Source organism: Bacillus cereus group sp. BfR-BA-01379, from assembly GCF_022663605.1.
GTDB classification, from domain to species: domain Bacteria; phylum Bacillota; class Bacilli; order Bacillales; family Bacillaceae_G; genus Bacillus_A; species Bacillus_A mobilis.
Genome location: NZ_JAKUFT010000132.1, coordinates 1 through 6,806, shown reverse-complemented (window position 1 = coordinate 6,806; position 6,806 = coordinate 1). Strand labels below are relative to the sequence as shown.

Below are 6,806 nucleotides of genomic sequence, written 5' to 3'. Positions count from 1 at the left end.
AGTTCTTGACTTTTCATTATCGTCCATGTAGAATCATTTTTGGGCTCTTTAAAAAAGGACGATAATACTTTTAAAGTGTAAATATAAAAGAAAATTGCTCCCTACTTATTACTTTTTGTGATGAGGGGAGCAATTTTCTTTTTTGTTTTTTGTTTAGAAAATAAAAAGAGTCTAACAATAAGATGGATACAGTGTTATCTACATACGTTGCGCTTTGCAACGGTGATTATATAACAGCAAAATAGGAGGGAGCTTTTTCATGACTAAGTATATTTTTGTAACAGGCGGTGTAGTATCGTCTTTAGGAAAAGGTATTACAGCAGCATCTCTAGGAAGACTTTTAAAAAATCGTGGTTTAAACGTAACGATTCAAAAGTTTGATCCATACATTAACGTAGACCCAGGGACTATGAGCCCATACCAACACGGTGAGGTATTCGTAACAGATGATGGTGCAGAAACTGACTTAGACCTTGGTCACTATGAGCGTTTCATCGACATCAACTTAAACAAATACAGCAACGTAACAACAGGTAAAATTTACTCTTCAGTTCTTCAAAAAGAGCGTCGTGGTGAATACCTAGGAGGAACAGTTCAGGTTATTCCTCACATTACTAACGAAATTAAAGAGCGTGTATACCGTTCTGGTCGCGAAACAAACGCGGACGTTGTTATTACAGAAATTGGTGGAACTGTTGGTGACATCGAGTCTCTACCATTCTTAGAAGCAATCCGTCAAATTAAGAGCGACATCGGTCGTGACAATGTAATGTACATTCACTGTACGTTAATCCCGTACTTAAAAGCAGCGGGTGAAATGAAAACAAAACCAACGCAACATAGCGTTAAAGAGCTTCGCAGCTTAGGTATTCAACCAAATATTATCGTTGTTCGTACAGAATTGCCTGTTTCTCAAGATATGAAAGACAAGCTTGCATTATTCTGTGACATTGATACAAAAGCAGTTATCGAAGCACGCGATGCAGATACTTTATATGCGGTTCCATTATCTCTTCAAGAGCAAAATATGGACCAAATCGTTTGCGATCACTTAAAATTAGACAATCCAGCTGCAGATATGACAGAGTGGACTGCGCTAGTTAATAAAGTACGTAACCTTTCTAAGAAAACAAAAATTGCTCTTGTTGGTAAATACGTAGAGCTTCAAGATGCATACATTTCTGTTGTAGAAGCACTTCGTCATGCGGGTTATTCATTCGACACAGATGTAGAAGTGAAATGGGTAAATGCTGAACACGTAACACCAGAGAACGTACAAGAATTAGTTGGCGACACAGATGGTATCCTTGTACCTGGTGGATTCGGCGATCGTGGTGTAGAAGGTAAAATCGTTGCAATTCAATATGCTCGTGAAAACAAAGTACCATTCTTAGGAATTTGCTTAGGTATGCAACTTGCATCAATCGAATTTGCACGTAACGTATTAGGATTAGAAGGAGCTAACTCTTCTGAAATTAATCCTGACACACCTTATGCAATCATTGACTTATTACCAGAACAAAAAGATGTAGAAGACTTAGGCGGTACACTTCGTCTTGGCCTATACCCATGTAAGCTTGCTGAAGAAACAAATGCATACAGTGCTTACAATGAGCCGGTTGTATATGAGCGTCATCGTCATCGTTATGAGTTCAACAATCAATTCCGTCCGGATATGGAAAAAGAAGGATTTGTATTCTCTGGTACAAGCCCAGACGGCCGTCTAGTTGAAATCATTGAATTAAAAGATCACCCTTGGTTCGTGGCAGCACAGTTCCACCCAGAACTAGTTTCTCGTCCAAACCGTCCACAACCATTGTTCCATGACTTCGTAAGAGCTTCTATTACGAATAAAGAGAGCAAGTAATAAAAAAAAGCGCCTGAAATAGGGCGCTTTTTTTAATATTCATTTAACATTTCATCGATTGTAAATTTGATCCCATGATATGCAAATAAAGCTATCATTAAACTTGGGAATCCGTAGCGATTGCCTTCATCATCTGGAATAAGACCTTTTAACAGCTTTGTATCAATATGTACATCTGTATATTGTTCTAGCGATTCAGTACCTTCTTGAATAGCAGAGATACCGACAATAGAGTGTCCATCGGCTTGAAGTTTTTTTGCCATTGCTACAACTTCTTCATCTGTTGAAAATCGGCTAATAAGAAGTACACGATCTGCAGGAGTTACTTCTACTTCTTTACCATTTTCAAATAATCGTTTTGCCTGCTTCATTGGTTCAGCACCGAATAATGCTTCAGCCACAACGCCCTCCATTTCATTTGTACCATGTAAATAAATGAAACCATCACCAACTAATGCTTGAGCAAGTAGACGGGCGCTATCTTCTATATTCATTTCCTCTTTTTGAGAAACTCTGGAGAAATAACCACTTAATTGAGTTGAAAAAATTTTTAACATAATGTTACTCCCTTCGTACGTGTTTACCGGCTTTCATTATAGTTTATTTTTTTAGAAAGGTGAAATCGAAGGGTAGCATAACAAAATAGGAAACGGTAAAATAAGAAAGAATAGGAAGGAATTTGCCAAAGAATAGCGAAAATTAATCGTTAAGATATAAGAAGCTTTAAATCTTGTACTTACACAGAAAGGTTGGGAGTTATGGAAGGGAAAATTTTAATCGTTGATGATCAATATGGCATTCGTGTGTTATTACATGAAGTGTTCCAAAAAGAAGGTTATCAGACATTCCAAGCAGCGAATGGATTTCAAGCTTTAGATATCGTGAAAAAAGATAATCCAGATTTAGTAGTGTTAGATATGAAAATTCCAGGTATGGATGGTATAGAGATTTTAAAACATGTAAAGGAAATTGATGAGAGTATTAAAGTAATTTTAATGACTGCTTATGGAGAGCTTGATATGATCCAAGAAGCAAAAGATTTAGGAGCTTTAATGCACTTTGCCAAACCGTTTGATATTGATGAGATTCGTCAAGCAGTGAGAGAACAGCTTGCTATAGAGGCGTAAAAAATGAATTTTTTATAAAAAATATGGAAAAAAGCGTTTACATGGACTATTGAGCAGGTGAATACGGTTGAGTTTTTGAGTACAAGTTGTTATCCTATTGAGTGTAGAAAAAAGTCCGGTATGTAAATATACATATTTTACCTTATTCTGGTCATACTACCAGCGATAAGAACTTATCGGATACAAAAAACGTTTTTTAGGAGGATTCACCATGCCTTTAGTTTCTATGAAAGAAATGCTAAACACAGCACTAGAAGGAAAATACGCAGTTGGTCAATTCAACATGAACAACTTAGAGTGGACTCAAGCTATCTTAGCTGCTGCGGAAGAAGAAAAATCTCCTGTAATCCTAGGTGTATCTGAGGGTGCAGCTCGTCATATGACTGGTTTCAAAACAGTTGTAGCTATGGTTAAAGCTTTAATCGAAGAAATGAACATCACTGTTCCTGTAGCGATTCACCTTGACCATGGTTCAAGCTTCGAAAAATGTAAAGAAGCAATCGATGCAGGTTTCACATCTGTAATGATCGACGCTTCTCACCACCCATTCGAAGAAAACGTTGAAACTACTAAAAAAGTAGTAGAATACGCACACGCTCGTAACGTATCTGTTGAAGCTGAGCTTGGAACAGTTGGCGGACAAGAAGACGACATCATCGCTGAAGGCGTAATTTACGCTGATCCAGCAGAGTGTAAGCACCTTGTTGAAGCAACAGGTATCGATTGCCTAGCTCCAGCTTTAGGTTCTGTACACGGTCCTTACAAAGGTGAGCCTAACTTAGGATTCGCTGAAATGGAACAAGTTCGTGACTTCACTGGTGTACCTTTAGTATTACACGGTGGTACTGGTATCCCAACTGCTGATATCGTAAAAGCTATCTCTTTAGGTACTTCAAAAATTAACGTAAACACTGAGAACCAAATCGAGTTTACAAAAGCTGTTCGTGAAGCATTAAGCAAAGACCAAGAAGTTTACGATCCTCGTAAATATATTGGACCTGGCCGCGACGCTATTAAAGCAACTGTTGCTGGTAAAATGCGTGAATTCGGTTCTAACGGTAAAGCGTAAGAATAAAATTCCGTTTTGGAAACCGTCTAGTCTTTTAGACGGTTTCCTTTCGTTGTATAATGAAAGCGTGAACAAGTCTAAAGATTTTTATCATTTTGTTTTTGAAATAGAAAATAATGTGCATAGTCCTATTAATAAATGTGATAATGTATCTAAATTGATAAAGCAAATTCGATAAATAGTTAATCTTTATCTATTCGTACTAAGGGAGAAATGAAGATAATGGTTTCCTATTTATTGAGTGTTAGGGTGGAAAGAGTGATTGAGATTCTTAAGGGGAGCTTTCTATAAAGATATAGAAAGTAAATACATTCACAAGAAGGGAGCTCAATATGGAAAAATTGCTAATTGAAGGCGGAAGAGCTTTAAATGGAACAATTCGAGTGAGTGGTGCAAAGAACAGCGCCGTTGCACTAATTCCAGCGACAATTTTAGCAGATACTCCAGTAACTATTGGTGGTGTCCCTAATATTTCGGACGTGAAAATGTTAGGAGACTTGCTAGAGGAAATTGGAGGAAGAGTAACTTATGGACAGGAGGAAGAGATGGTAGTCGATCCTTCTAACATGGTTGCAATGCCTTTACCGAATGGAAAAGTGAAAAAATTGCGTGCTTCTTATTATTTAATGGGTGCGATGCTTGGCCGTTTTAAAAAAGCTGTTATTGGGCTTCCAGGTGGATGTCATTTAGGACCGAGGCCGATTGATCAGCATATTAAAGGGTTTGAAGCGTTAGGTGCACATGTTACGAATGAACAGGGTGCGATTTATTTAAGAGCAGATGAATTGCGCGGGGCACGTATTTATTTAGATGTTGTTAGTGTAGGAGCTACGATTAATATTATGCTAGCAGCTGTGCGAGCGAAAGGTAGAACTGTTATTGAAAACGCAGCAAAAGAACCAGAGATTATTGATGTAGCTACATTGTTAACAAGCATGGGTGCACGTATTAAAGGTGCTGGCACAGATGTAATTCGAATTGATGGTGTGGATTCATTGCACGGTTGTCATCACACGATCATTCCGGATCGTATTGAAGCGGGTACGTATATGATTTTAGGAGCTGCATCAGGAGGAGAAGTAACGGTTGATAATGTTATTCCTCAACATTTAGAGTCAGTTACAGCGAAGTTAAGAGAAGCTGGTGTCCAAGTTGAAACGAACGATGACCAAATTACAGTGAACGGTAATAGAAGGTTAAAAGTAGTTGATATAAAAACACTTGTATATCCAGGATTTCCAACAGATTTACAACAGCCATTTACGACGCTTTTAACAAAGGCACACGGAACAGGTGTTGTAACAGATACGATTTACGGCGCGCGCTTTAAACACATTGATGAGTTACGTCGTATGAATGCACAAATTAAAGTAGAAGGTCGTTCGGCAATTGTAACTGGTCCTGTTTTATTGCAAGGTGCAAAAGTGAAAGCGAGTGATTTGCGAGCTGGAGCAGCCCTTGTTATTGCAGGATTAATGGCGGATGGAATTACAGAGGTAACCGGACTTGAGCATATTGATCGAGGTTATGAAAATATAGTAGACAAGCTTAAAGGTCTTGGTGCAAACATTTGGCGAGAACAAATGACAAGTCAAGAAATTGAAGAGATGAAGAACGCATAAGTGATACTTCCGCAAGGGGGAAGCGAAGCATCACTGCTTGCGGAAGTATACTTTGTAGAGAAACATGGTTCACAAAATACGGCAGAAATATAAAGACTTAAAGGAGAGGGATTATCGTGGAAAGAAGTTTATCTATGGAGTTAGTACGTGTAACAGAGGCTGCAGCATTATCATCAGCGCGTTGGATGGGGCGCGGGAAAAAGGATGAGGCAGACGGTGCAGCAACATCAGCTATGCGTGACGTATTTGATACAATTCCGATGAAAGGTACAGTTGTCATTGGTGAAGGTGAAATGGATGAAGCGCCAATGCTATATATCGGAGAAAAATTAGGTACAGGATATGGTCCACGTGTAGACGTTGCAGTTGATCCTTTAGAAGGGACAAACATCGTGGCAGCTGGTGGGTGGAATGCTCTTGCTGTTATTGCAATTGCAGATCACGGTAATTTGTTACATGCTCCTGACATGTACATGGATAAAATCGCGGTTGGCCCAGAAGCAGTTGGGGCGGTCGATATTGATGCGCCTATTATCGATAACTTACGTGCAGTTGCGAAAGCGAAAAATAAAGATATTGAAGATGTTGTAGCGACAGTTTTAAACCGTCCACGTCATCAAGCGATTATCGAAGAAATTCGTAAAGCTGGTGCTCGCATTAAATTGATTAACGATGGAGATGTGGCTGGAGCAATTAACACTGCATTTGATCGTACAGGTGTAGACATTTTATTCGGCTCTGGTGGAGCACCTGAGGGTGTATTAGCAGCAGTTGCATTAAAATGTTTAGGTGGAGAGATTCACGGAAAACTATTACCACAAAACGAAGCTGAATTAGCTCGTTGTAAAAAAATGGGTATTGAAGATATAAATCGTATCCTACGTATGGAAGACTTAGTAAAAGGTGACGACGCAATCTTTGCAGCAACAGGCGTAACAGACGGAGAACTATTACGCGGCGTTCAATTTAAAGGTAGCGTAGGAACAACACAATCCCTTGTTATGCGTGCAAAATCAGGCACAGTACGCTTCGTAGACGGGCGTCATAGCTTGAATAAAAAACCGAACTTGGTTATTAAATAAAAAGTGCAATCGGCTCGTTCAGAATCGCAGGGCATTGGA

At 39.0% G+C, this 6,806-nt stretch carries 6 protein-coding genes; 5 read left to right on the top strand and 1 reads right to left on the bottom strand.

Annotation, left to right across the window (positions count from 1 at the left end; genetic code table 11):
• The first annotated feature begins 259 nt into the window (after positions 1-259).
• A complete protein-coding gene (gene pyrG, locus MR113_RS26455; RefSeq protein WP_097817083.1) occupies positions 260-1,867 on the top strand; it encodes a CTP synthase in 1,608 nt (535 codons plus the stop codon).
• A gap of 32 nt (positions 1,868-1,899) precedes the next feature.
• Here pyrG and MR113_RS26450 read toward each other — a convergent pair whose 3' ends face one another.
• On the bottom strand, positions 1,900-2,424 hold the full coding sequence (locus tag MR113_RS26450) for a DUF2529 domain-containing protein (protein WP_242257398.1): 525 nt from the start codon (positions 2,422-2,424) through the stop codon (positions 1,900-1,902).
• 201 nt (positions 2,425-2,625) lie between these two features.
• On the opposite strand from MR113_RS26450, the gene spo0F reads away from it, so the two are divergent.
• The 4 genes from spo0F to glpX all read left to right on the top strand — a co-directional run bounded on the left by spo0F (position 2,626) and on the right by glpX (position 6,767).
• Complete coding sequence (gene spo0F, locus MR113_RS26445; protein WP_097863834.1) at positions 2,626-2,994, top strand: sporulation initiation phosphotransferase Spo0F; 369 nt, start codon at positions 2,626-2,628, stop codon at positions 2,992-2,994.
• A 211-nt stretch (positions 2,995-3,205) separates the two neighbouring features.
• Positions 3,206-4,063 carry a class II fructose-bisphosphate aldolase gene (locus MR113_RS26440; protein ID WP_001131858.1) on the top strand — a complete coding sequence of 286 codons (858 nt, stop codon included), beginning with the start codon at positions 3,206-3,208 and terminating at the stop codon, positions 4,061-4,063.
• Positions 4,064-4,395: 332 nt separating this feature from the next.
• On the top strand, positions 4,396-5,685 hold the full coding sequence (murA, locus tag MR113_RS26435; protein ID WP_000413265.1) for a UDP-N-acetylglucosamine 1-carboxyvinyltransferase: 1,290 nt from the start codon (positions 4,396-4,398) through the stop codon (positions 5,683-5,685).
• 116 nt (positions 5,686-5,801) lie between these two features.
• Positions 5,802-6,767, top strand: coding sequence for a class II fructose-bisphosphatase (glpX, locus tag MR113_RS26430; protein WP_000442336.1), 966 nt, complete (start codon positions 5,802-5,804; stop codon positions 6,765-6,767).
• The last annotated feature ends 39 nt before the right edge of the window (positions 6,768-6,806 follow it).